Genomic DNA, 4,620 nt, shown 5'->3' with positions numbered 1-4,620 from the left:
GTTGAAAGTAACTACCGCGTGAAGACGGAAGCGGGCAGCCGGGCCCTGGCGGGCTTGTCCATGGGTGGTCTGCAAACCCTGTACGCGGGCGTGAAAAACACCAATCTCTTTTCGTATCTGGGTGTATTCAGCTCGGGTTGGTTTGCCAATAACCCAACGCTCACCGATCCGCAATACGCGTTCATGAAAACCAATGCTTCGACCATCAATTCCAACCTGAAACAGCTCTGGATTTCGATGGGTGGCCCCGAAGACATTGCGTTCCAGAACTGCAAAATCATGCGACAAAAATTCGATGAAATGGGCATCAAGTATCAGTATAGCGAATACCCCGGCGGCCATACCTGGCCCGTCTGGCGGCATGATCTGTATTCGTTTGTGCCCTTGTTATTTAAATAAAGTGCTGCCCATCTAACCCCGCAAATCTCTGTTTTCGACGGCTGATAGGCTGGCGTTAAACAGGGAAAACAAAAAAAATCCACCCGCCTGGGTGGATTTTTTTTGTTTTATCATCCGCATTACTGATCCGTTCGGAACGGAGAGGCGGGTAAGCCTTCTTTGTTGTAAAGATTCGCATGGACCGGATTGTCCGCCCAGGCGTAACGCACGTACTGGGGATTAGGCACTTCTTCACTCCAGACGACTACTTTGTCGCCCTCAATCCGGGCCTGGGCCCAGACAAATTTCTTGTCACTACCCGCAATCGCAAATTCACCCAGTGGCTCGCCGTCGATGGCCTGCAAGCCACTGCCGACATTCGTAAAGCTGAGGCTTATTTTATTTCCCTGTATCGTGGCCGACTGAAACAGCGGTCCGGAAGCGACGATATTTTCGTGGTAAACCAGCTTCAGGGCCGTTCGGGCCAGTCGTTCGCCCACGTCTTTTTTGTTATCGGGGTGAATATCATTCCATTCCCCCAGGTCAATCGCCACGGCCATCGCCGTATTCGGTACCGATAGCGTTTTCAGCTGAGCTTCCCGCATGGAGGCCCAGTTACTCTCGCCGGGCAGGTACTGGTAATCCATGTAGCCGGGTAGTTGTACGTACAAAAAGGGCAGAGACTCTTGCTGCCAGACCCGCCGCCAGTCCTGAATCAGGGCGGGCAACAGTTGGGCATATAGTTGCGATTGTCCGGTATTCGTTTCCCCCTGATACCAGCAAAAACCCTTGATCGCGTAGGGAAGAATGGGAGCTACCATGGCATTAAACAAAGCCGCCGGCTGATTATTGGGATTCAGGGCCGCCTGAAACTCGCCCCGGGGCAGGGGTTTAAACACCGAACCGACTTTATACTGCCACGTTCCTTTCAAATCTACGGTATCGGTTCCGGCGAAAAGGCAGTAGGGTTTGTCCGGCACGAAACCGCCTTTTAAGGCCGTATTCGTCACCCGAACCACAATACTGTTTTTCCCCGCCTTCAATACGTTTGCGGGAACGGGATATCGTCGCTGCGGGTACTGATAGGTCGTTTTGCCAATCAGGGTTCCATTGATGTAGAGTTCATCCGCGTCCACAATCCGACCCAGAAAAACCTTGGCGGCTTTCCCCGCCATCGTTGGCGGAATCTCCAGTTCCCGGCGGTACCAGACAACACCGTTCAAATCTTTGATTCCCTGATCTTCCCAGTAACCGGGCACGTTGATGGGACGCCAACCCTTGGAGGGATCATTGGTTTCGTACCACTTCGGCGAGGCTTCCATACCGGCGTCGATTGGGACTTTGGGGACCGTAACTCTCCGCTTCAGATTTTGTACGTAGGCCGTGTCTTTATTTTTCTGCAGCGTCGCTACTGCATCGGGAAAGTTTCGAAGGCCCTCCTCACTCATCCAGGCTTCGATGGGTGTGCCACCCACGCTGGCGTTGATGATGCCGATGGGGACTTTATACCGTTCATACAGCGTTTTTGCGAAAAAATAGGCAACCGCCGAAAAGGGTCGAACGTCCTCGCCCACGGCGGCTTTCCACTGGCCCTGCGGTAACTCAGCCTGCGGGCTTTGCAGGTTGGATAGCGTGGGCACCCAGAATTGCCGGATTTGGGGATAATTAGCCGTTTTGATCTCCTCCGCGTAGGTGACGTCGTGAATGTTCAGCTGATGTACCATGTTACTCTGGCCACTGCAAAACCAGACGTCTCCTAGTAAAATATCCTGAATGGTAATTCGGTTACTGCTAGCAATCTCCATCTGAAAAGGACCGCCGGCGGGCTGGGCGGGTAACGTAACCTGCCATTTGCCATCGCTTGGGGTAGTCGCTTTGTAGGTCTTATTTTTGAAGCGTACGGTTACTTTTTCGCCGGGCTTGGCCCAGCCCCAAATCTTCAAGGGCGTATCCCGCTGGAGGACCATACCGTCACTAATGAACTTAGGCAGGCGAACCTGAGCGGAAGCCGCTACACTGAGTAGAAGAAAAAAAAGGAAAGGAATTTTTCGCATCGGATGTTTATGTATTAGGTGAAAAAGGCCACGGGATGCAGCCTTTTTGTAGTCGAGTACGTTGGTCGTCAGAGATCCTGAGAGGAGTACTAAAACTTCACGACTCCTTCGTAGGCTTTCTTGGGCTGGCCCTTTTCATCAAAAAGCAGCGGATAATCTTTACGACCGGGAACGGGGAAATTGTCCAGCCAGGAGTAGCGATCCGACAGATTCCAGAAGGTAACCCCCGTCAGCTTATCCCGATTTTTCCGGAATACGTCAAAAATCATTTTGTACTGGGCTACCTGCTTTTCACGCATGGCCTCGGTAAACTCGCTTTTGTCGGTATCCCGCCGCTGGCGGCGTTCGTGTTCTTTGGGGTACACCGACAGGTCCAGTTCGGTAATCTGCACTTTCAGGCCCAGACTGGCAAACTTGTCAATAGACGCCTGAAGCTCCTGAGCCGTCGGTTCGTAAATCGACCAGTGACCTTGTAAGCCCACGCCATGAATAGGTACCTTTTTATCCGTCAGCTTTTTCAGGATCTGGTAAATACGCTCCCGTTTGCTGGCATTTTCGGTGTTGTAATCATTATAGAAGAGCTGAGCGGAGGGGTCGGCTTCGTGGGCGTATTCGAAGGCTTTTTCGATGTAGTCTTCGCCGATAATCTCGTAAAATTTCGATTTCCGATACAGGCTCGTCCCCGTATCAGGAACGGCTTCATTGACCACATCCCAGGCGTAAATCTTCCCTTTATACCGACCCATGACGTCCGTAATATGCCGCTTGAGTCGGGCCAGCAGTACCTCGCGACTAACGGTTTTTCCTTCGGTGTCGGTAAAGAGCCAGCGGGGCGTCTGGTTATGCCAGCAGAGCGTATGGCCGCGTAGTTTGATATTGTTTTGCTGAGCAAAGTCCGCAATCGCATCGGCATCGGTCCAGTTGTACCGATTTTCTTCCGGGTGAATGGGGCCCATTTTCATGGCATTTTCCGGCGTCATGCTGTTAAACTGGGCTTTGATCAGTTCGGCTTCGGGTCCCGGCTGAACCATGCGGGGGTTAACAGCCACCCCAATCGGGAAATAATCTTTATAGTAATCTTTTAAACCCTTTTCCGGAGCTACCAAAGCCGTCGTCAGTAGCAGGACTAGCAGTGAGCGTTTACGCATAATTTAACGGGATTTAGAGGTGAACTATTGATTAATAGTCTGTAAACACGAAAACTTTACTTGTACGCATCAATGGTTTGGATCGTTCCGTCCGGATTATACCTCAGCTCCGTCACTTTCACGTTGCGAAGGTGCGTTTTGCCGGAAAGCTGCACGTCGTGGTAAAATAGATACCATTTTTTGTTTACCTCCACGATGGAGTGGTGGGTCGTCCAGCCCAGCACGGGTTTCAGCAAAATCCCCTGGTACGTAAAAGGGCCATACGGACTATCACTGATGGCGTAACACAGGTTATGCGTATCGCCGGTGGAGTAGGAGAAGTAGTACTTGCCCTGGTAGCGATGCAACCAGGCTCCTTCGAAAAAGCGTTTATCGCTATCTTTTTCCAGAAATGGTTTTCCGTTTATATCCAGCAGCTGGATCTCCCGAACGGGTTCGGCGAGTGTCTTCATATCCTTACTCAGACGGACAACGCGGGGGAGATACGCGACTTCTTCCGGTTTTTTCAGGGCTCCCTCCGGATGATACTCGTTGCCATCCCAGCGTTGTAATTGACCGCCCCAGATGCCGCCGAAGTACAGATACGCCTGGCCATCCGTATCCTGAAAAACGGCCGGATCAATGCTGTACGTGCCGGGTATGGGTTCCGGTTCGGCTTTGAACGGACCCGTGGGACTTTTACTGGTTGCTACACCAATGCGGAAAATATCCTGTTTATCCTTCGCCGGGAAATAGAGGTAGTACGTACCGTTTTTATAGGCCACATCCGGAGCCCAGAGCTGACGGCCCGCCCAGGGAACGTCTTTAAGATCCAGAGCAACGCCGTGGTCTTTGACGGGACCACCGATTTTATCCATGGACAGCACATGGTAATCCCGCATGGCAAAGTGGCCGCCGTCGTCGTCTCTCTTGATGTTCTCCGCGTCAATATCGTGCGAGGGATAAATATAAATTTTTCCGTTGAAGACGTGAGCGGAAGGATCAGCCGTATAAATGTGCGATACGAGGGGTTGAGAACTCGGATTTTTACCACCATTGGT

General features: G+C 51.8%; 4 protein-coding genes. 1 reads left to right on the top strand and 3 read right to left on the bottom strand.

Annotation, left to right across the window (positions count from 1 at the left end; all coding sequences use genetic code 11):
- Positions 1-399 (top strand): alpha/beta hydrolase (locus tag ACOJTG_RS05155; protein ID WP_420152831.1); only part of this gene is annotated, 399 nt, incomplete at its 5' end.
- Between the two features lie 119 nt (positions 400-518).
- Here the strand turns inward: ACOJTG_RS05155 and ACOJTG_RS05150 are convergent.
- The 3 genes from ACOJTG_RS05150 to ACOJTG_RS05140 form a co-directional block, all read right to left on the bottom strand.
- On the bottom strand, positions 519-2,432 hold the full coding sequence (locus ACOJTG_RS05150) for a sialate O-acetylesterase (protein ID WP_420152830.1): 1,914 nt from the start codon (positions 2,430-2,432) through the stop codon (positions 519-521).
- Between the two features lie 89 nt (positions 2,433-2,521).
- Positions 2,522-3,580 carry an endo-1,4-beta-xylanase gene (locus tag ACOJTG_RS05145; protein WP_420152829.1) on the bottom strand — a complete coding sequence of 353 codons (1,059 nt, stop codon included), beginning with the start codon at positions 3,578-3,580 and terminating at the stop codon, positions 2,522-2,524.
- Positions 3,581-3,636: 56 nt separating this feature from the next.
- A partial coding sequence (locus ACOJTG_RS05140) for a glycoside hydrolase family 43 protein (RefSeq protein WP_420152828.1) occupies positions 3,637-4,620 on the bottom strand: 984 nt, incomplete at its 5' end.

Source organism: Siphonobacter sp. (assembly GCF_048595215.1).
Lineage (GTDB): Bacteria > Bacteroidota > Bacteroidia > Cytophagales > Spirosomataceae > Siphonobacter.
Note: the sequence above shows the minus strand (reverse complement) of the source record. Positions and strands in the feature narration are given on the sequence as shown.